This is a genomic window from Micromonospora sp. NPDC047670 (genome assembly GCF_043204915.1).
In the GTDB taxonomy this organism is placed as follows: Bacteria; Actinomycetota; Actinomycetes; order Mycobacteriales; family Micromonosporaceae; genus Micromonospora.
In genome coordinates this window covers 22247-41106 of sequence record NZ_JBIDDA010000023.1, presented here as the reverse complement: position 1 = coordinate 41106, position 18860 = coordinate 22247, and the positions used below count along the sequence as shown (strand labels likewise).

The window sequence follows — 18860 nt, the reverse complement described above, 5'->3', positions numbered from 1 at the left end:
ATGACCCGGGTCCTCCGCTGGCTGGCCGACCGCTGGGTGATGGGCGTGGCGCTGCTGGTGCTCGGCTATCTCTTCCTGCCGATCGCCGTGGTCGCCGCCCTGTCCTTCAACCGCCCGTCCAGCCGCCTGTCGTACGACTTCCACGAGTTCACGCTCGACAACTGGCGCAACCCGTGCGCCACCTCCGACATGTGCGACGCGGTGGTGCGCAGCGTCCAGATCGGGTTCATCGCCACCGTCGTCGCCACCGTGCTCGGCACCCTGATGGCGTTCGCGCTGGTGCGGCACCGGTTCCGCGGCCGCTCCGGGATCAACGTGCTGATCTTCCTGCCGATGGCCACCCCCGAGCTGGTGATGGGCACCTCGCTGCTCGCCCTCTTCGTCTCCGCCGGGGTGCCGCAGGGCTTCTGGACCATCGTCATCGCGCACGTCATGTTCTGCGTGTCGTTCGTGGTGGTCACCGTCAAGGCGCGGCTGGCCGGGATGGACTCCCGGCTGGAGGAGGCCGCGATGGACCTCTACGCGAGCGAGTGGCAGACCTTCCGGCTGGTCACCCTGCCGCTGGTGCTGCCCGGCATCGTGGCCGCCGCGCTGCTGGCGTTCTCGCTGTCGTTCGACGACTTCATCATCACCAACTTCAACGCCGGCACCACCGTCACGTTCCCGATGTACGTCTGGGGCGCCGCCCAGCGGGGCATCCCGCCGCAGGTCAACGTCATCGGCACGGCGATGTTCGTGGTCGCGCTGCTGCTGGTGCTCGCCAGCACCCTGCGCGGCCGGCGGAGCCGCCGCGCCGGCCTGCGGGCCGCAGCGGCGGCCGGCGGGCCGGCGCGGGGCCGGTCATGACCCGCCCGGACGCCGGCCGGGCCCTCGCCGACGCGGCGCCCGTGCCGTACTGGCTGGACCGTCCGGAACGCCCCGACCCGCTGCCGCCGCTGCGGGGGGCGACCGCCACCGACCTGCTGGTCGTCGGCGGCGGCTACAGCGGGCTCTGGGCGGCGCTGCTCGCCAAACAGGACGACCCCGGCCGGGACGTGCTGCTGGTCGAGGCGGGCACCTGCGGCTGGGCGGCGTCCGGGCGCAACGGCGGGTTCTGCGCCGCCTCGCTCACCCACGGCCTCGCCAACGGGGTCGAGCGCTTCCCGGACGAGATCGACGTGCTGGACCGGCTCGGCCGGGAGAACCTGGCGGCCATCGCCGACACCGTGGCCGCGTACGGCATCGACTGTGAGTACGAGCGCACCGGTGAGCTGTCCGTCGCCGTCGAGCCCCACCAACTCGCCGGGCTCGCCGACGACGCCGACCTGGCCCACCGGTTCGGCCACGACGTGCGGCTGCTCGACCGCGACGAGGTACGCGCCGAGGTGGACTCGCCGACGTACCTCGGCGGGCTGTGGGACCGCGACCGGGTGGCGATGCTGGACCCGGCGAAGCTGGCCTGGGGCCTGCGCCGCGCCTGCCTCGACCTCGGCGTGCGGATCCACGAGCACACCCGCGTCACCGGGCTGCGCCGCGACGGGGCCGCGCTGCGCGCCACCACCCTCGGCGGACCGTCCGACGCTCGGGGGGCCGACGCCCCGGGGGCGGGCGGGCACGCCGCCCCCGGCTCGGTGCGGGCGGGGCGGGTGGTGCTCGCCACCAACGCGTTCCCGCCGCTGCTGCGCCGGTTGCGGGCCTGGCTGGTGCCGGTCTACGACTACGTGCTGACGACCGAGCCGCTGACGCCCGGCCAGCGCGACGCGATCGGCTGGCGCCACCGGCAGGGCCTCGCCGACACCGGCAACCAGTTCCACTACTACCGGATCACCGGCGACGGGCGGATCCTCTTCGGCGGCTACGACGCCGTCTACCACTACGGCAACCGGATGGCCCCCGAGCTGTCGCAACGGCCGGCCACGTTCACCGCCCTCGCCGACCACTTCTTCACCACGTTCCCGCAGCTCGCCGACGTGCGGTTCAGCCACCGTTGGGGCGGCGTCATCGACACCTGCACCCGGTTCTGCCCGTTCTTCGGCACCGCCTACGAGGGCCGGCTGGCGTACGCGGCCGGCTACACCGGTCTCGGCGTCGGCGCGACCCGGTTCGGCGCCCGCGTGATGCTCGACCTGTTGGGCGGCGGGCAGACCCCGCTGACCCGGCTCGACCTCGTGCGCAGCAAGCCGCTGCCGTTCCCGCCGGAGCCGTTGCGGGCCACCGGCATCCACCTCACCCGCTGGTCCCTGGCCCGGGCCGACGCGCGGGCGGGACGGCGCAACCTCTGGCTCCGTACACTCGATCGTCTCGGTTTGGGGTTTGATTCCTGATGCGGATCCTGCTCGTCGGCGCCGGCGGGGTCGGCTCCGCCGCCGTCGCCATCGCCGCCCGCCGCTCCTTCTTCGAGACCGTCGTCGTCGCCGACCGCGACCCCGCCCGCGCGACGCGGGCCGTGGCCGGCCACGGTGACCGGTTCGTCGCCGCCACCGTCGACGCCTCCTCGGTGGACGCGGTCGCCGCGCTCTGCCGCGAGCACCGGATCACGCACGTGCTCAACGCGGTCGACCCGCGCTTCGTCATGCCGATCTTCGACGGGGCGTTCGCGGCCGGCGCGGACTACCTCGACATGGCCATGTCGCTGTCCCGGCCGCACCCCGACCGGCCCTACGCCGAGACCGGGGTCAAGCTCGGCGACGACCAGTTCGCCGCCGCCGACCGCTGGTCGGCCGCCGGCCGGCTGGCGCTGTGCGGCATCGGCGTCGAGCCGGGCCTGTCGGACGTCTTCGCCCGCTACGCCGCCGACGAGCTGTTCGCCGAGATCGACGAGATCGGGGTACGCGACGGCGGCAACCTCACCGTCGACGGCTACGAATTCGCGCCGTCGTTCTCCATCTGGACCACGATCGAGGAGTGCCTCAACCCGCCGGTCATCTGGGAGGCCGGCCGCGGCTGGTACACCACCCCGCCGTTCTCGGAGCCGGAGGTGTTCGACTTCCCCGCGGGGATCGGCCCGGTCGAGTGCGTCAACGTCGAGCACGAGGAGGTGCTGCTGATCCCGCGCTGGGTGGCGGCGAAGCGGGTCACCTTCAAGTACGGCCTCGGCAACGAGTTCATCGAGGTCCTCAAGACCCTGCACAAGCTCGGCCTCGACGCGGCCTCGCCGGTGCGGGTGAGCGGCGTGACGGTCGCGCCCCGCGACGTCGTGGCCGCCTGCCTGCCCGACCCGGCCACCCTCGGCGACCGCATGCGCGGCAAGACCTGCGCCGGCACCTGGGTGCGTGGGACGGCCCCCGACGGCAGGCCGCGCGAGGTCTACCTCTACCACGTGGTCGACAACGAGTGGTCCATGGCGGAGTACGGCCACCAGGCCGTGGTCTGGCAGACCGCCGTGAACCCCGTCGTCGCCCTGGAGTTGCTCGCCACCGGCGCGTGGTCCGGCACCGGCGTGCTCGGCCCGGAGGCGCTGCCCCCGCGCCCGTTCCTGGATCTGCTCACCGGATACGGCTCACCCTGGGGGATGCAGGACCGATGACCCGCTACGGCCCCATGTTCGGCCCCGACGTCACCTTCCTCGGCGTCGACCGCTGCACCCTCGACGACCCGCCGTCCTTCGCCGACGCCGACGTCGTGATCGTCGGCGCGCCCTTCGACGGCGGCACCTCGCACCGGCCGGGCACCCGCTTCGGCCCGTCCGCCATCCGCCAGGCCTGCTACCTGCCGCACGACGGCTCCCGCCCGTCCCTCGCGCTGCGCGTCGACGCGTTGCGCGACCTGCGGGTGTACGACGCCGGCGACGTCGAGATGTTCGCCGGCGACATCGAGCGGTCCCTGGCCGCCCTGGAGTCCGCCGTGCACGCGGTCGCCTCGGCCGGGGCGATCCCGGTCGTCCTCGGCGGCGACCACTCCATCGCACTGCCCGACGCCACCGGCGTCGCCCGCCACCACGGGCTGGGCCGGGTGTCGCTGGTCCACTTCGACGCGCACGCCGACACCGGGGACATCGAGTTCGGCGCCCTGCACGGGCACGGCCAGCCGATGCGCCGGCTCATCGAGTCCGGCGCCGTACGCGGCGACCGGTTCCTCCAGATCGGCCTGCGCGGCTACTGGCCCGGGCCGGAGACGCTGTCGTGGATGGCCGAGCAGCGGATGCGGTCGTACGAGATGACCGAGCTGGTCGCCCGGGGCCTGGACGACTGCCTGACCGAGGCGTTCGCCATCGCCACCGACGAGTGTGAGGGCGTCTTCCTCTCCGTCGACGTGGACGTGGTGGACCCGGGCATGGCACCCGGCACGGGCACCCCGGAGCCCGGCGGGCTGACCTCCCGGCAACTGCTCGACGCGGTCCGGCGCTGCTGCTACGAGCTGCCCGTCGTCGGCGTCGACGTGGTCGAGGTCGCCCCGCCGTACGACCACGCCGACATCACCGCGTACCTGGGCAACCGCGTGGTGCTGGAGGCGCTGTCGGCGATGGCCCGCCGCCGCCGTGACGCCGCCGGCGGCCCACCCTGGAACCCCACCCAACCCCTCCTCGACGCCCGCTGACCGCGCATCACCGTTGCGGGCGTCCCGCGCCTGTTTAGTTCGAGCTATAGTTGCGCCCATGAGTGCTGCGGCCGGGGGACGTTGGTCCGTGCGGGTCACCGGCGAGGTGCGCGAGTGGCTCCGCGACCTGCGACGCACTGATCCGGACACGTGCCGGAGCGTGAGCGTCGCCGTCGACATGCTCGCGGAGGTCGGGCCCGGCCTGGGGCGTCCACTGGTCGACACGTTGCGTGGAAGTGCGATCAGTAATCTCAAGGAGCTGCGCCCCAGATCGGGACGGGACGTCGCGGTCCGGGTGCTGTTCGTCTTCGATCCCTGGTCTCAGGCCGTCCTGCTCGTGGCCGGCAACAAGGCGGGAAACTTGACGCGGTGGTACCAGGACAACGTTCCGCTGGCGGAGGTCGCTTACAAGGCTTGGCTCGACCACGAGAGCAAGCGAAGGGGGAGTCGTGACGGAGTTCTACGACTGGGAAGACGTCCGTGACGAGCTTCGTGACGACGAGGCGGAGCACGACAGGGAGCGGGCGCGCACGGAAGCGTGGGTGAGCGCGTTCCACCTGGCCGAGGAGCGTAAGCGGCTGGGGCTGACCCAGCGCCAGGTGGCCGAGCTGATGGGGGTCACGCCGGGACGGGTCAGTCAGATCGAGAACGGCGACCTCGACGTCAACGAGGTCGCCACGTTGAGTCGTTACGCCGCAGCCCTGGGCGCTCGGTTGCGCATCATCTTCGACTACGGCAACGACCTGCGGCAGATCGCCTGAACGTGCCGCGCTCCCAGCGACGGGGAGGGCCCCCTCGCCGCGGGGCGAACGATGGTGGTGAGCTGGGGCGCTAGCCGGGTGGCCCGCGCCGTCAGCCGCGGAAAGCCTCGTCCAGGATGTCCAACCCCCGGTGCAGGTCGGCCTCGGAGATCACCAGCGGCGGCAGGAAGCGCAGCACGTTGCCGTACGTGCCGCAGGTGAGGGTGAGCAGGCCGGCGGCGTGACAGGCCGCCGACACCGCCGCCGTGGCGGTCGGGTCGGGGGTGAGCGTGCCGGGACGGACGATCTCCACGGCGAGCATCGCGCCCCGGCCGCGCACCTCGGCGACGCGCGGGTCCCGCTCGGCGACCGCCCGCAGGCGTGCCGTCATCGCCGCGCCGATACGGCGGGCCGCCGCGGCCAGGTCCAGCTCGTGCATGGTCTCGATCGACGCGAGCGCCGCCGCGCAGGCGACCGGGTTGCCGCCGTACGTGCCGCCGAGGCCACCGACGTGCACCGCGTCCATCAGCTCGGCCCGGCCGGTGACGGCGGCCAGTGGCAGCCCGCCGGCGATGCCCTTGGCCAGGGTGACCAGATCCGGCTCGACGCCCTCGTGCTGGCAGGCGAACCAGTCGCCGGTGCGGCAGAAGCCGGTCTGGATCTCGTCGGCGACGAACACCACTCCGGTGGAGGTCGCCCAGTGGCGCAGCGCCGGCAGGAAACCGGGCGCCGGCACGACGAACCCGCCCTCGCCCTGGATCGGCTCGATCAGCAGCGCCGCCACGTTCTCCGCGCCGACCTGCTTCTCGACCGTCTCGATCGCCCGGGCCGCCGCCTCGGTGCCGGAAAGGCCCCCGTCGCGTAGCGGGTACGACATCGGCACCCGGTAGACCTCCCCGGCGAACGGCCCGAACCGGTGCTTGTACGGCATGTTCTTCGCGGTCAGCGCCATGGTCAGGTTGGTCCGGCCGTGGTACGCGTGGTCGAACACCACCACCGCCGGCCGCCCGGTGGCGTGCCGGGCGATCTTCACCGCGTTCTCCACCGCCTCGGCGCCGGAGTTGAACAGCGCCGACCGCTTCTCGAACGTGCCGGGCGTGAGCGCGTTGAGCTGCTCGCAGACCGCCACGTACGACTCGTAGGGGGCGACCATGAAGCAGGTGTGGGTGAAGCGCTCCACCTGCGCCCGCACCGCCTCAACGACGCGCGGCGCGGAGTTGCCGACGTTGGTGACCGCGATGCCGGCGGCGAAGTCGATCCACTCCCGGCCGTCGACGTCGGTGATCGTGCCGCCCGACGCGCGGTCCACGTAGGACGGCACGACGCTGCCGACGCCCCGGGCGACGGCGGCGCCCCGCCGCTTGTGCAACTCCTCGGACGATGCCATGGGTCAGCCCTCGATGTTGTGCATGACGTGCTTGATCCGGGTGTAGTCCTCCAGGCTGTAGACCGAGAGGTCCTTGCCGTGGCCGGAGTGCTTGAAGCCGCCGTGCGGCATCTCCGAGACGAACGGGATGTGCGTGTTCACCCAGACGCAGCCGAAGTCCAGCCGGCGCGTCATCCGCATCGCCCGGCCGTGGTCCTTCGTCCACACCGAGGCCGACAGGCCGTAGTCGACGCCGTTGGCCCAGCGCACCGCCTCGTCCTCGTCGGAGAAGCGCTGCACGGTGATGACCGGCCCGAACACCTCGTCCTGGATGATCTCGTCGGACTGGCGCAGCCCGCTGACGACCGTCGGGGCGTAGAAGTAGCCGCGCTCGCCGAGCCGGGAACCACCGGTCTCGACGGAGGCGTGGTCGGGGAGCCGGTCGACGAAGCCGCTGACCCGGGCGAGCTGGTTGGCGTTGTTCAGCGGGCCGTAGAGCACGTCCGCGTCGTCCGGTGCGCCGGTCTTCGTGTTGCGGGCCTGCTCGGCCAGCGCCGCCACGAAGTCGTCGTGGATGCCGGGGCCGGCGAGCACCCGCGTCGCCGCCGTGCAGTCCTGCCCGGCGTTGAAGTAGCCGCCGACCGCGATCGCCTCGGCCGCCGCCGCCACGTCGGCGTCGTCGAAGAGCACCACCGGGGCCTTGCCGCCCAGCTCCAGGTGGGTCCGCTTGAGGTCCGGGGCCGCGGCGGAGGCGACCTCCATGCCCGCGCGCGTCGAGCCGGTGATCGACACGAGCTGCGGGGTCGGGTGCGACACGAGGGTACGACCGGTGTCCCGGTCGCCGCAGACCACGTTGAACACGCCCGGCGGGAAGAACTCCGACGCGATCTCGGCCAACAGCAGCGTCGACACCGGCGTGGTGTCCGACGGCTTCAGCACCACCGTGTTGCCGGCCGCGAGCGCCGGGGCGATCTTCCAGACCGCCATCATCAGCGGGTAGTTCCACGGGGTGACCTGGGCGCAGACGCCGATCGGCTCGCGCCGCACGTACGACGTGTGCCCCGCCAGGTACTCGCCGGCCGAGCGCCCCTCCAGCATGCGGGCCGCCCCGGCGAAGAAGCGGAACTGGTCGACCGACGGCGGCAGCTCCTCGTCGGCGGTGAGCTGGCGCGGCTTGCCGGTGTTGCGTACCTCCGCGTCGACAAGTTCGCCGGCCCGGGCCTCGACCGCGTCGGCGAGCCTCAGCAGCGCCTTCTGCCGCTCGGCCGGGGTCGTGTCCCGCCAGCCCTCGAAGGCGTCGGCGGCGGCCCTCATCGCCGCGTCCACGTCCGCGGGCCCCGAGACCGGGGCCTGCGCGAAGACCTCACCGGTGCACGGGTCGATCAGGTCGGCGTAGCCGCCATCGGTCGGCTCGACGTAGTCGCCGTTGACGAAGTTGCGCAGCTGCTGCTGGTCGCTCATGACGGGCTCACTCCGGGAGGGGTGCGGTCTTCGGCGGTTATCGCAATGTGACTGCCATCTTGGCTACTGAATTCGCGGCAGACAAGGGTTAAGGCGACTGTTTCCGTGGACGGGCGGGTCGTCTACGCTGCTCCATGTGGAGCCCGCAGCGTTCTATGTCGCCTCCCGCCCCGCCCACGGCGAGGGCGAACTGACCGTCCACCACCCGTACGACGGGCGCGCTGCCGGTCGTACCACCCTCGCCACCGCCGACCAGGTCGAAGCGGCCGTCGCGGCAGCCGCCGGGGTGGCCGCGGCGGCCGCGGCCCTGCCCGCGCACGCCCGCGCCGCGGCCCTGGACCACGTGTCCCGGCGGCTCGCCGAGCGGGCCGACGAGGTCGCTCGCCTGATCACCGCCGAGAACGGCAAGCCGCTCAAGTGGGCGCGGGCCGAGGTCGGCCGGGCGGTCTCCACCTTCCGCTGGGCGGCCGAGGAGGCGCGGCGCTTCTCCGGCGAGCTGCAACGCCTCGACACCGACCCGGCCGCCACCGGCCGGATCGCGCTGGTCCGGCGGGCGCCGAAGGGGCCGGTGCTCGGCATCACGCCGTTCAACTTCCCGCTCAATCTCGTCGCGCACAAGGTCGCCCCGGCGATCGCGGTCGGCGCCCCGATCGTCGTCAAGCCCGCGCCGGCCACCCCGCTGTCGGCGCTGCTGCTCGGCGAACTGCTCGCCGAGACCGACCTGCCGGAGGGGATGTTCTCGGTGCTGCCGCTGCCCAACGAGCGCGCCGGCGAACTGGTCGCCGACCCCCGGCTGCCGGTGGTGTCGTTCACCGGCTCCGGCCCCGTCGGCGCGGCGATCCGCCGGTCCGTGCCCGACAAGCACGTCACCCTGGAACTGGGCGGCAACGCCGCCGCCGTGATCTGCGAGGACTGGAACACCGACGAGGACCTGACCTTCGCCGCGCACCGCATCGCGACGTTCGCCAACTACCAGGCCGGGCAGTCCTGCATCGCGGTACAGCGGGTCTACGTGCACGAGTGGCTCTACGACGCGTTCCTGCCCCGGCTGGTGGCGGCCGTGCAGGAGATGCGCACGGGCGACCCGTCGGACGAGCTGACGGACGTGGGCCCGCTGGTGTCGGAGGAGGCCGCCCGCCGGGTCGAGGCGTGGGTGGACGAGGCGGTCACGGCCGGCGCCGCCATCGAGGTGGGCGGCCGGCGCGAGGGCGCGACCTACCCGCCGACCGTGCTCACCGGCGTCCCGGCGGACGCCCGGGTCAGCGCAGAGGAGGTCTTCGGGCCGGTGCTGGTGGTCGCCCGAGTCGAGCACGACCAAGCCGCGTTCGCCGCGGTCAACGACTCGGCGTACGGACTCCAGGCGGGCGTCTTCACGCATCGTCTGGACGTCGCCTTCGCCGCGCACCGCGCCCTGGAGGTGGGCGGGGTGATCGTCGGCGACGTGCCGTCGTACCGGGCCGACCAGATGCCGTACGGCGGGGTGAAGGGCAGCGGCGTCGGACGCGAGGGACTGCGCAGCGCGATGGAGGACTACACCGACCCGCGCGTCCTGGTGCTGACCGGGGTGACGTTGTAGCTCACCAGGTGCCGTCGTCGCGGACGCGGGCGGGGGCGCGGCCGAGCAGCAGGGTGGTCAGGGCGGCGTCGACGTCCTCGCCGAGGAACCACTCGCCCGCCTGGTCCAACGCGAACACCCGGCCCCGCTCGTCGACGGCGAGGATGCTGTCGCCGTGCTCGGAGCCCATGGGGAAGAGCCGCGCCCCGAGGACGGCCGCGAAGTCGGCCAAAGTGTCGGCTGAGTGCGCACTCCGGAGCGGATTGGTCGTGAACCGGCTGATCCACACCTCCTCGCCCGGACCTCGGCGACTGCTCACGACAGCGGGGAAGGCCGTCAGAGCCCGCTCGGCCGCCGGAAAGGGCTCGTGCCGGTGTCGCTGGCCGGTGACCTCGCACGTCTCCCGGATCGCCCCGGCGGCCAGGGCGGAATTGAACTCGCTGTCCTCCCAGCCGGCATCCATCAGCGCGTCGCCGACCGCTGGCGGAAAGCGGTCCGGATGATGTGGGTGCCGCGGCTCCGGGTGCCACTCCGCGGTGAAAGCCAACTCCGCCCAGGACAACACGTTGAAATGCACCAGGAAGTTGACGCACGAGTCGCAGGCGCGGTCGGCCCTACCGCCGTAGGGGTCGCCCGGCTCGCGCACCCGGAAGACCTCGAAGCGGGCGCCACCCAGCAGTGTCTCCGCTTCGGCCATGCCCAACGGGGCGATGCCCTCGGCGGCGCGGCGGTGGTCGTACTCGTGCAGGACGTCCGAGACGACGATCAACTCGGCGTGCCGGTCGCCGCCGCGCGCCAGGTGGCCCGCGGGCAACTCGTCCAGGTAGGCGCGGACCAGCGGGTGGTGGTTCAGTTCGACGTCGCCCTTGGCGCCCTGCGCGCGGAACAGCCGGCCCTCGACGGTCAGGTGTGCCGCCGTGCCCGGGGTGGGGAGCCGGTGAAGCTCGCGGAGCAGTTGGCTCGCCGGGTCGACCGTGCGCGGCGCGCCCGTGCCTTCCGGCCGGCTCCGGCGGTACATCTGCTCGACGACCTCGACCGGGACGCGCGGCCAGGTGGTCACCTCGCCGGTCTCCTTGTCCACCACCGTGGTCGGCAGCTCGCCCGGCACCGTCCGCGCCTCGACGGACACTGTGGACGTGATCACGTAGCCGAGGTCGAACTCGTCGACCGCCGGCCGGCACTCGTGTCCCAGGCGCTGTGAGTCGCGGCGGGCCCACACGGCGGCGAGCTGCTCGGCCTGCTGGCGATCGATCACGCGCTTGAAACTACCGGACCCCACGGAAATCGTGGCGCCCGGTATGGTTCGCCCTACCGACGGTAACCGGGGAGGGTGGCGTTGGCCGAGAGCGTGGACCGGGACGCCAATCGTGCGCTGCGGGCGCGGTTCGACGAGGTGTACGGGGACTACCAGCGGCTTCGGTCCGGTTTGGACGAGCTGCAGACACGGCTCGCCGAGCTGCGGGTGACCGAGCGCTCCGACGACGGTCAGGTGACCGCCACCGTCGGGGCCCGCGGCGACCTGATCTCGGTGGAGCTGCACCCGTCCGTATACCACGACCGGGACGCGAAGGCGTTGAGCCGGAAGATCACCACCACCGTCCACCGGGCCGGCGCGGCGGCCGCGTCCGCCACGCAGGAGCTGGTGGCCGGCTATCTGCCCGCCGGCTCCGGCGCGGTCGACTTCCTGCGTACGGGTGACTTCGGCTCGTTGCTGGGCCGGGCGGACTCGGCGCTTCGCCGGGGCGAGTGATGGACGGGCAGCTCTGGCTCGACCCGCAGCGCGCCCGGCGCGGGGGCACCGACCTCTCGCTCGCCGGCGAGGCCGTCACCGCGCGGCGACGCGAGGTGGGCGGCGCGATCGCGGCGGCGAGCGCGTCCCGGCCGTGGGGGAAGGACGACATCGGGGCCGCCTTCGAGCAGAGGTACAGGGGCTTCGAGGAACTGGTGCTGCGCGTGTGGGAGGGCGTCGGCCGACACCTCGACGGGCTGGGCGCCGACGTGGTCCGGTCCGTCGACGCCAACCTGCGCACGGACGCGGCGAGCGCCGGTCGGCTCGACCGTGCCGCTGACCGGCACCAGCAGCGCTGATCCGCGGAGGAGACCCGGATGAGTCTGTTGCCGAGCCCCATCCCGCACCCGCTCGACTACTCGCCCTGGGATCTGCCGGGCTGGGTCTACGAGGCCCTCGACTGGGTGGTCGGCGTCGAGTGGCCGGAGGGGAACGAGCGCGCCGTCTGGGAGCTGGCCGACCAGTGGTACGCGGTGGCCGCCGCGCTGGCCGGGCCGCACACCGACGCCGTCGCGGCCGCGGGAGAGGTGCGCGGTGGGTACGGCGGCATCGGAGCGGTCTCCGCCGCGTTCGACACCGCCTGGCGGCGGGTGGCGGAGGGCGACGAGGCGCCGCTGCCCGTGCTGCTCGCCGTCAGCACCGAGCTGGGCCGGCTGGTGGAGGAGTGCGGCTGCGACATCGAGGGCGCCAAGCTCGAGGTCTGGATCGAGCTGGGCATCCTGGTGATCGAGCTGCTGTCGCTGGCGGTCGCGACCGTGCTCACCGCCGGCGCGGCCTCGCCCGCCGCCGGGGCGGCGATCACCGCCACCCGGCTGATCGTGCAGCAGATATTCAGGCGATTGATCGCGCAACTGGCCCGCAAGTCGCTCAAGCAGGGGCTCAAGGAGGCCGGCGAGCGGGCGGCGAAGGAGGTCACCAGGGGTGGTGTGCGGGGCGTGGGCCGGCGCGCGGCGCTGGGTGGCCTGTCCGAGGCGGCCGAGGAGAGCGGCATCAACCTCGCCACCCAGGCTTACCAGAACTCGACCGGCCGACGGCACGGGCTGGACCTGACGGAGCTGGGCACGACGGCGGTCGGCGGCCTGGCCGGCGGGGCGGTGGCGCCGCTGGCCGGCCTCGGTCGACACGCCACCGGGCGGGGGGCCCGCATCGGGGAGCACGTCGGCCGCGAGATGACCGGCGAGGTGATGGCCGAGCAGGCCGCGAGTCTCGCCACCGGGCAAGGGCTGACCTCCGTGGAGGACGCGGCCCGCGCGGCCGTGTCCGGTGCCCGCGGCTCCGCCACCGCGCAGGCCGACGCGGCGCTGCAGGCCCGGCTCGACGGGCAGATGAGCGCCCTCGCCGGGATGTCGCTTGGACCGATGGACAACGCGGCTTCGGCGCAGACCTCGACCGGCATCTCAGGTCCGTCGGCGAGCGCGGACGTGTCCCAGCACCCGTTGGCGACCCCTGATGCGGCCACGCCCCGACACGGCCCGACCGTCGGTGTCGACCCGGCGCTTGAACCCGGCTCTACGTCCGAGACGCGTGCGGCTTCCACTTCCCGCGCGTCCGAGCCCGGGCCTCGGCTGCCCGAGCAGGGCGGGGCTTCCGCCGGGGAGCCGGCTGTCGACTCCGGGACCGTTCCTGCCGCTTCCGTCGTCCCTGCGATACCCGACCCTGTCCCAATCGAGGCGTCCAGCAGCACGCAGCGCATGGTGGGGACTGATGCCGCGGGACCGGTCACGTCGATGTCGCGTGCGGACATGCCGGCCGCCCCAGTCGACCCGACGCTTTCCTCCGTCATGCCGGAGGCCCCTCCCGCGCCTGCGTATCCGCCGTCGGCGGGGGTCGGCAACGTCGCCGATCTGGCGTCGGGTGCCGGGACCTCTCCGCAAAACGCGAGTGCTGCGGCGACGTCCCCGACGGCGGCCGGAGCGCCCACCCCGAACAACCCCGGGGTCACCGCCCCCCTTGCCGGTGTCCCGGCGCAGAGCTACCCGGTTGCGACCCCCGAGCAGACGACGCGCGGTGAGGCCGCTGCGAGGAGCGGTTCGGCTCCGTGGACCGCGCCCACGCCCGTCCTGCCGTCACCGCCTGAGACTCCCGATGACCGGTCCGCGACCAGCCGCGCGCCGGAGCCGCCAGCACACCACTCAGGAACCGCAGACCTGCCTCCGCGTCCGCGCACCGCGGAGTGGTACGCCGCCATGTGGGCCGCGGACCGGGACGCGTTCGAGCGTCGCCGCTACCGGGGGCACTTCCAGTTCCAGCGGGCCAACCATGAGCAGAATCGTCGCCTGGACAGCGCGGCCCAGCTACGCCAGGCTGCCGACCGGAGCTACGACGAAGCCCGGTGGCTCGTCAGCGAGGGCCGTCGCCTGGCGCAGGCCGGTCAGCGTGCCGCCTCCGAGCGCTACTTCCAGGAAGGCCGCGAGCGGGAGCGCTGGTGTCACCAGCAGCGGGATCTGGCGGAGGCCATCCTTGCCGGGGCGGCCGCCCCGGCCGTCGTCGCCGTCAGCGACACGGACTTCCACGGGATCAACGACGACGTCGGCGACCTGGCACTCGGCGCCGTGGAGACCGCCGACCGTTCGGCGCTGACGGAAGACGACCATCCGCCGCCGATCGACCGGTCGCGGAACTACGGCCAGCCCGGCGGTCTGCGTCCACCGCTGGCACTGCACCAGACCGACATCGAACGGCAGGTGCCGCGCGAGCCTGACGGGAGCGTCAGGCGCACCGCCGACCCGCGACTCGGCGGCTGGTTCGGGCTGGTGAACGACGGTGGGCCGAGGGCCGACCCGACGCGTGCCATCAACTGCATCGACTGCACCCTGTCGTTGTTCGACACCTGGATGCACGGTCGGCCCCGGGTGGCCGCTCCCCGCACCTTCGACGCCTACCTGTCCGGCGACGTCACGCGCCCCATCAACGGTGAGCGGGGCGGCATGGGGCGGATCGAGGACGTCACGGGCGGGCGCTTCCAACGCCTCTGCCAGCCGACGGACGACGTCCAGGGCGCCGAGCGGCGGCGGAGCATCGAAGCCGGCTACCGCAATCTGCACGACCAACTCCGCATCGGCGGCCACGGCAGCTTCGCCTTCGTCGTCAACACCTGGGAGCAGGGCGGATCCCACATCTGGGTCGCCCTCAACCAGCACGGCACGGTGCTCTACCTCGACCCGCAGACCGGAGTCGTGTCCGACGCGCCGCTGTACCCGCACCGGGGTACCCCACACCCGTACAACGCCGTCGACATTGAGGTCCTGGTGCTCGGCCCGGACGCCAGACCGATGCCACTGGCGGGGCTGCGGCGCGGCCGGTTCAGCGAGCGACCCGACCTGCCGGACCACCCGCCCGTCGAGACCGACCAGGGGTACGGCGAGCCGTACCTCAACCGCATATACCTGCTCGACGGCCCTGGCGCGGCCCCGCCCGGTGAACCGGTGTCGGACGGGCCCTCAGCGCAGTTCGGTGAGCCCGAGCCGCCACCCGGCCGGCGCGACGTCCCGCCGGAAGAGCTGCGGGCCGCGCGGGAACGCGCACAGGCAGAGCGGGTGGCGAACGGCATCCCCGCGAGCGCCGTCCTGGCCGACGCGCCGGACTTGGACCGGGTGTTCGCCGCTGGCGCGACCCCGGCAGAGGTGGCGGCCGGGCTCGATGCGCCGGCACTCCGGCGACTCGTACCTGACCTCGACGAGCCGGCCGCCACGGACGTAGCGCGGCTGTTCGCGGAGCCGCGCGTGCAGCGCATGCTGGATGACACCTGGCGAGATCCGCCCCGGGGTGAGCCGATGCTCGCCGAGACCCTCGTGCGGCAGTTGGTGCGACAGCCGGACCTGGCGCGGATGATTCTTTCTACGCCGGAGTTGGCGAACTCGCTGACTGCGCGCCCGGTGACGCTGCATCACCTGGCCAGCCACCAACAGGCGATCGACGTCCTCGGCTCGGTGCTTGACGACATCGCGGTACGAGGAGCCGAAGCGGTCGTCAGAGGATCGGTGCCTACGCCTCACCAAACGCCTCTTACGGACGATCAACGAAGGATCAGCGCGCTCTTTCCCACAGGTCCGGAACGGTCCATTCAGTCCGGGTTCGACGTAGCTCGCAAGAACGACGTCGAGTATCAGGCGGAGTATCTTGACCGGTTGTATGCCGATGCGGTCGAAGCGCAGCGGGAGGTTACCGCTCTCGCGCGGCGCCTGGCTGCCGAATCGCCTGGGCCGGCCGTACCTGATGGCCGCCCCGCGCCGAAGGACAGGCAACGGGCAGAGGACAAGGTGGCCAAGTATCGAGGGGACGTTTCGATGCTGACCGACCTTGCTGCCGCGAAGGTCGCCTTTCATGAACTCTCAGATCTCTACGCGGCGCTTGAAGTGCTTCACGGATATGTTGGCGTGGAGATTGTCGAATTCGAAGACCGTTTCATCTCCCCTCAATCAAGTGGCTATCGCGACGTCCAGATGTCGCTGCGGACATCGAACGGGCACATTGCGGAATTTCGCCTGCATCTTCAAGCCTTGGACGACGTAGCCGCCTGGGAGCATGCCTTGTACGAAGTCCGGCGGGACCTAAAAGCGGTGGCCAAAGATCAAGGCCGTACCATGTCGCAGGTGGAACGCGCTGTCTGGAACGGTGTTCTCAAAGAGGAGCAGCGATATTTTTGGCAGGCGCTGCAGACGACATTGGGCGGAGGCCCGCTAGGATGACCGAGATGCCTGGGTTGGTGCTGCCGGCCTACTTCAGCTATTACAAGTCGCCCGTCAAACTGGTCGACACTCCTGATGGCGGCATCAAGGCTTGGCGGCTGTCGCATGACACGGGTGGGTGGGAGCCTGCCGACGACCTGATTGAAGAGATTCTGTTCGCTGTTGGCGGAGAGATAAGTTCATTGACGGTGGACTCCTTCGTGGACTGGACGGAGCATGACCGCGGCCGCTACCTGCGGGGCGAGGGGCCGATTTTCGCGCTTTACGAGACGGTCAAGGCCATCATGGAAAATGCCAAGGCCGAGAGGCGTCAGTTGACTACAAAGGAACTGGCGTTGGTTCGTGGCATCAGGCGCAAGACCTTCGTGATGTTCGAGGAGGAGCTTCAGCGAGCAGGTGATCCTGCCGCCGATCCTTCGCTGGCCCAGTAGCGCAGCTAGCACGAGCCTGGTCGACTGCCACGTCGGTCAGTCGACGCACGACCGTTCGCCCGGCGGGATGGCTTGTGAAGCCGGAATAGCATGGCGAAATGGCTGAATCAGACAGCGTGCGGGAGCGGTCCGGCGACGGCCAGCCCAACCCCTGGGCGTGGCCGGTCGGCATCATGCTCGGTCTGGTCACCGGCCTGGTCGCACTGGACGGCGCCGCCGGCGTTGGCTTGGGCATCGGTATCGGTGTCACGCTCGTCCTTGCCGTCGACGCCGGCCAGCCGCGTGCCCATCGGTTTGCCGGCCAGTCGTGAAGACCGACGGATCGGGGGCGGCGCAGGACGGCATGTCTGGGGTGGCGGGTGCGCGGGTGGACCCGCCGGGGAGCGTGGCGGAGGCGCTGGCCGTACAGGAGCGGCTGCGGTCGCTGGTCGACCTCGTCGGGCCGGGGCCGGCCGAGCCCGCGACGGTGGCCGGCCTGGACGTCGCGTACGCCGAGAGCGGTGACCGACTCGCGGCGGCCGTGACGGTGCTGGACGCCCGGACCCTCGCGGTGGTCGACTCGGCGGTCAGCGTAGGCCGGCCCGCCTTCGACTACGTCCCGGGGCTCTTCGCGTTCCGCGAACTGCCCGCGCTGCTCGACGCGCTCGACCGGCTGACCGTGCGCCCGGAGGTGCTGGTCTGCGACGGGCACGGGCTGGCCCACCCGCGCCGGTTCGGGTTGGCCTGCCACCTGGGCGTGGTGACCGGCCTGCCGGCGATCGGTGTCGGCAAGACGCCGCTGCTCGGTGCGTGGTCTCCCCCGGCGGACCGGCGCGGGGCGTGGACGCCGCTGCGCGACGGGGGCGAGGTGGTGGGTCGGGTGCTGCGCACCCGGGACGGCGTGAAGCCGGTCTTCGTCAGCGTCGGCCACCGGATGAGCCTCGACAACGCGACCGCCCGGGTGCTGGCGTTGACGCCGCGCTACCGGCTGCCGGAGACCACCCGTACCGCCGACCGGCTCTGCCGCGACGCGCTGGCCGCCGCCGCGCCGGACCGACGCCGCGAGCCGCCACCGCCGGCGCACCGACGAGGCGCCGGTCCGGCCCGCTGAGGCTGGTGGCGAGGCGCGACCCCGCCCCGACCAGCCCGCCCGTCGGGACAGGTGCCGTGGCGCCACCACGGGGGTAATACGGCGCACATCCGGAGCGCTCAATGACCGGGCCCCACCCGGGCGCGGTAGTAGCCTACCGGCGGACCCCCGTGGGGGGAGGAACGGCGAGGTGATCATGGCGGTACGTCGGCACGTGGCGCGGCTCGCGACGGTCTGCGCGTTGCTGGGCGGCCTGGTGGCGCTCGGCGCGACGCCGGCGCTCGCCGCCGACTCGGTCCGGGTGCGGTCGGCCGGCAGCTTCACCGCCGGCGGTTCCGCCGAGGGCGTCTCGATCGAGGTGCGCAAGCGCAGCGACGGCGGGGGCAGCGTGGCCACCCCGGCCACCTCGCCGGCGAACCCTAGGCTGTGCAAGGGCAAGAGCATCACGGTGCGCTACCGGGTGGCGTTCACCGCCGGCGCGTCGAACGGCCGGCTGACGGTCACCGGCGAGGCCAGCAACGCGCTCGGGCGGCTGCTCGGTCGGGGCGCCGAGGCGTCCCGGGTGGTCGGCGGCCGGGCCACCGCCTCGCCGTCCCCGACGCCCTCGAAGAAGCCCTCGCCCACCCCGAGCGCGGTCGCCACCGAAGCGGGAGGCGCCGAGGTGAAGGCGACCGTGGCGGCCCTCGCCGGCCAGGGCGGCGGCGCCGCCGTCAACGCCGCCGAGGAGGAGTCCTCCGGCGGCTCGATGATCATGTTCTTCGGCATCGCCATGGTCGCCGTCGGGATCCTGCTCATCGTCCTGCTGTTCCGCCGGTCGCGGGCCGACAAGGAGCCCGCCGACGACCTGCCCCACGTCCCGCTGCCGCGCAACCCCGGTGGCACCACCTACCGCTCCGCGCAGGGCCCGGCCGCCGCCCCCACCCCGCCCGGCCAGGTGTACGGCCAGCAGCCGCCCACCCCCGGCGTCTACGGGGGCGCGCCCGCGCCGCGTCCGGCCGGCGGCGTGTACGGCAGCCGCCCGGGCCCGGAGGCCACCCAGGTGGTGCCCGGCGGTTCGACCCCGCCGCCGGTGTCCGCCCCGCCCGGGAGCCCGACGTCGTCGCCGCCCGCCCCGGGGCAGTACGGCCGGCCGACGTCGGCTCCGCCCGCCTCCGGGCGGCCCGGCGACCCGCCCTCGGAGACCGGCGGCGGCGACCACACGGTGCTCATGCCCCGGCTCCCCGGCTGAGCCGGGCCGCCCGGCGCC

Annotated in this window: 17 protein-coding genes; 14 read left to right on the top strand and 3 right to left on the bottom strand. The window is 72.8% G+C overall.

What is annotated here, in order from left to right:
• Genes ACGF7U_RS30775 through ACGF7U_RS30750 form a run of 6 tightly spaced genes read left to right on the top strand, consistent with a single transcriptional unit; the run spans position 1 to position 5276 of the window.
• Positions 1-846, top strand: coding sequence for an ABC transporter permease (locus tag ACGF7U_RS30775; RefSeq protein ID WP_393112698.1), 846 nt, complete (start codon positions 1-3; stop codon positions 844-846).
• Positions 843-2303 (top strand): NAD(P)/FAD-dependent oxidoreductase, encoded by a 1461-nt coding sequence (locus ACGF7U_RS30770; RefSeq protein WP_393112696.1) that lies wholly within the window; start codon positions 843-845, stop codon positions 2301-2303. Before ACGF7U_RS30775 ends, ACGF7U_RS30770 begins: the two co-directional genes overlap by 4 nt.
• The gene (locus ACGF7U_RS30765) at positions 2303-3505 is read left to right on the top strand and encodes a saccharopine dehydrogenase family protein (RefSeq protein ID WP_393112694.1); all 1203 of its coding nucleotides are present in this window, start codon (positions 2303-2305) and stop codon (positions 3503-3505) included. The genes ACGF7U_RS30770 and ACGF7U_RS30765 overlap by 1 nt, the downstream gene beginning before the upstream one ends.
• A complete protein-coding gene (speB, locus tag ACGF7U_RS30760; protein WP_393112692.1) occupies positions 3502-4515 on the top strand; it encodes an agmatinase in 1014 nt (337 codons plus the stop codon). The genes ACGF7U_RS30765 and speB overlap by 4 nt, the downstream gene beginning before the upstream one ends.
• A 58-nt stretch (positions 4516-4573) precedes the next feature.
• Positions 4574-4999 (top strand): type II toxin-antitoxin system RelE/ParE family toxin, encoded by a 426-nt coding sequence (locus ACGF7U_RS30755; RefSeq protein ID WP_393112690.1) that lies wholly within the window; start codon positions 4574-4576, stop codon positions 4997-4999.
• Entirely contained in the window at positions 4965-5276 is a 312-nt protein-coding gene (locus ACGF7U_RS30750) for a helix-turn-helix domain-containing protein (protein ID WP_393112688.1), read from the top strand. Before ACGF7U_RS30755 ends, ACGF7U_RS30750 begins: the two co-directional genes overlap by 35 nt.
• A 91-nt stretch (positions 5277-5367) precedes the next feature.
• On the opposite strand, the gene gabT is transcribed toward ACGF7U_RS30750, so the two are convergent.
• The gene (gene gabT / locus ACGF7U_RS30745) at positions 5368-6642 is read right to left on the bottom strand and encodes a 4-aminobutyrate--2-oxoglutarate transaminase (RefSeq protein ID WP_393112686.1); all 1275 of its coding nucleotides are present in this window, start codon (positions 6640-6642) and stop codon (positions 5368-5370) included.
• Between the two features lie 3 nt (positions 6643-6645).
• Positions 6646-8082: a gamma-aminobutyraldehyde dehydrogenase gene (locus tag ACGF7U_RS30740; protein WP_393112684.1), complete on the bottom strand. Its 1437-nt coding sequence runs from the start codon at positions 8080-8082 to the stop codon at positions 6646-6648.
• Between the two features lie 136 nt (positions 8083-8218).
• Between ACGF7U_RS30740 and ACGF7U_RS30735 the strand changes: the two genes are divergently transcribed.
• Positions 8219-9658 carry an aldehyde dehydrogenase family protein gene (locus ACGF7U_RS30735; protein WP_393112682.1) on the top strand — a complete coding sequence of 480 codons (1440 nt, stop codon included), beginning with the start codon at positions 8219-8221 and terminating at the stop codon, positions 9656-9658.
• Position 9659: 1 nt separating this feature from the next.
• Here ACGF7U_RS30735 and ACGF7U_RS30730 read toward each other — a convergent pair whose 3' ends face one another.
• Complete coding sequence (locus tag ACGF7U_RS30730) at positions 9660-10892, bottom strand: SUKH-3 domain-containing protein (RefSeq protein ID WP_393112680.1); 1233 nt, start codon at positions 10890-10892, stop codon at positions 9660-9662.
• A 75-nt stretch (positions 10893-10967) separates the two neighbouring features.
• On the opposite strand from ACGF7U_RS30730, the gene ACGF7U_RS30725 reads away from it, so the two are divergent.
• The 7 genes from ACGF7U_RS30725 to ACGF7U_RS30695 all read left to right on the top strand — a co-directional run bounded on the left by ACGF7U_RS30725 (position 10968) and on the right by ACGF7U_RS30695 (position 18842).
• On the top strand, positions 10968-11387 hold the full coding sequence (locus ACGF7U_RS30725) for a YbaB/EbfC family nucleoid-associated protein (protein ID WP_393112678.1): 420 nt from the start codon (positions 10968-10970) through the stop codon (positions 11385-11387).
• Positions 11387-11725 carry a hypothetical protein gene (locus tag ACGF7U_RS30720; protein WP_393112677.1) on the top strand — a complete coding sequence of 113 codons (339 nt, stop codon included), beginning with the start codon at positions 11387-11389 and terminating at the stop codon, positions 11723-11725. The genes ACGF7U_RS30725 and ACGF7U_RS30720 overlap by 1 nt, the downstream gene beginning before the upstream one ends.
• An 18-nt stretch (positions 11726-11743) precedes the next feature.
• On the top strand, positions 11744-16114 hold the full coding sequence (locus ACGF7U_RS30715) for a toxin glutamine deamidase domain-containing protein (protein WP_393112675.1): 4371 nt from the start codon (positions 11744-11746) through the stop codon (positions 16112-16114).
• A gap of 5 nt (positions 16115-16119) precedes the next feature.
• On the top strand, positions 16120-16545 hold the full coding sequence (locus tag ACGF7U_RS30710; protein WP_393112673.1) for a hypothetical protein: 426 nt from the start codon (positions 16120-16122) through the stop codon (positions 16543-16545).
• Between the two features lie 98 nt (positions 16546-16643).
• Complete coding sequence (locus ACGF7U_RS30705; protein WP_393112671.1) at positions 16644-16856, top strand: hypothetical protein; 213 nt, start codon at positions 16644-16646, stop codon at positions 16854-16856.
• A 32-nt stretch (positions 16857-16888) separates the two neighbouring features.
• The gene (nfi, locus tag ACGF7U_RS30700; protein WP_393112753.1) at positions 16889-17635 is read left to right on the top strand and encodes a deoxyribonuclease V; all 747 of its coding nucleotides are present in this window, start codon (positions 16889-16891) and stop codon (positions 17633-17635) included.
• A 175-nt stretch (positions 17636-17810) separates the two neighbouring features.
• Complete coding sequence (locus ACGF7U_RS30695; RefSeq protein ID WP_393112751.1) at positions 17811-18842, top strand: hypothetical protein; 1032 nt, start codon at positions 17811-17813, stop codon at positions 18840-18842.
• The last annotated feature ends 18 nt before the right edge of the window (positions 18843-18860 follow it).

What these genes read in the sequence shown, in the direction of transcription:
- ACGF7U_RS30775 (WP_393112698.1), top strand. Translation starts at nt 1, where the DNA reads ATGACCCGGGTCCTCCGCTGGCTGGCCGACCGCTGGGTGATGGGCGTG.
- ACGF7U_RS30770 (WP_393112696.1), top strand. Translation starts at nt 843, where the DNA reads ATGACCCGCCCGGACGCCGGCCGGGCCCTCGCCGACGCGGCGCCCGTG.
- ACGF7U_RS30765 (WP_393112694.1), top strand. Translation starts at nt 2,303, where the DNA reads ATGCGGATCCTGCTCGTCGGCGCCGGCGGGGTCGGCTCCGCCGCCGTC.
- speB (WP_393112692.1), top strand. Translation starts at nt 3,502, where the DNA reads ATGACCCGCTACGGCCCCATGTTCGGCCCCGACGTCACCTTCCTCGGC.
- ACGF7U_RS30755 (WP_393112690.1), top strand. Translation starts at nt 4,574, where the DNA reads ATGAGTGCTGCGGCCGGGGGACGTTGGTCCGTGCGGGTCACCGGCGAG.
- gabT (WP_393112686.1), bottom strand. Translation starts at nt 6,642, where the DNA reads ATGGCATCGTCCGAGGAGTTGCACAAGCGGCGGGGCGCCGCCGTCGCC.
- ACGF7U_RS30740 (WP_393112684.1), bottom strand. Translation starts at nt 8,082, where the DNA reads ATGAGCGACCAGCAGCAGCTGCGCAACTTCGTCAACGGCGACTACGTC.
- ACGF7U_RS30720 (WP_393112677.1), top strand. Translation starts at nt 11,387, where the DNA reads ATGGACGGGCAGCTCTGGCTCGACCCGCAGCGCGCCCGGCGCGGGGGC.
- ACGF7U_RS30715 (WP_393112675.1), top strand. Translation starts at nt 11,744, where the DNA reads ATGAGTCTGTTGCCGAGCCCCATCCCGCACCCGCTCGACTACTCGCCC.
- ACGF7U_RS30710 (WP_393112673.1), top strand. Translation starts at nt 16,120, where the DNA reads ATGCCTGGGTTGGTGCTGCCGGCCTACTTCAGCTATTACAAGTCGCCC.
- ACGF7U_RS30705 (WP_393112671.1), top strand. Translation starts at nt 16,644, where the DNA reads ATGGCTGAATCAGACAGCGTGCGGGAGCGGTCCGGCGACGGCCAGCCC.
- nfi (WP_393112753.1), top strand. Translation starts at nt 16,889, where the DNA reads ATGTCTGGGGTGGCGGGTGCGCGGGTGGACCCGCCGGGGAGCGTGGCG.
- ACGF7U_RS30695 (WP_393112751.1), top strand. Translation starts at nt 17,811, where the DNA reads ATGGCGGTACGTCGGCACGTGGCGCGGCTCGCGACGGTCTGCGCGTTG.